Annotated in this window: 1 protein-coding gene; it reads right to left on the bottom strand. The window is 68.5% G+C overall.

The genetic code is table 11. The annotated features are described in order from the left end of the window. On the bottom strand, window positions 1-413 hold a 413-nt coding region (locus KDK95_RS39035), incomplete at both ends, for a flagellar hook-basal body complex protein (protein ID WP_212522667.1).

The raw sequence follows: 413 nt of genomic DNA, 5'->3' as shown, positions 1-413 counted from the left end.
GCCGTGAGGTCCACGTTGGAATCCTCCAGCGCGCCGGAGCGCAGCCCGCCGAACTTGCCTTCGGTGGGCGTGCCCAGCACCGGCTGGCCCGACTGGAACGTTTCCACCCAGTTGTTGTTGCCCACCGAGGCCAGGCCCTGCGTGTTGCGGAAGCTGGCCAGCGCCACCTGCCCCTCGGCGCGCGTCACGCCGTTGGAGTAGCGCGTCATCACCGTGCCGTTGTTCTCGATGCTGATGCCCGTGAGTTCGCCGGCCGTGTAGCCGTCCTGCGACAGGTTCGACACGGCGAAGGCCTTGCCGTACTGCGACACGCCGTCGAGCTTGATCTGCACCGTGTAGTCGGCCAGGCCGTTCGGGTTGGGCGGCGTGGGCTTGACGGTGAGCGGCATCTGGAAGCCGGTGTCGGGCGCGGT

The sequence above is a fragment of the Actinospica acidithermotolerans genome, from assembly GCF_018139625.1.
GTDB classification, from domain to species: domain Bacteria; phylum Actinomycetota; class Actinomycetes; order Streptomycetales; family Catenulisporaceae; genus Actinospica; species Actinospica acidithermotolerans.
This window is presented reverse-complemented; position numbering and strand designations above follow the sequence as displayed.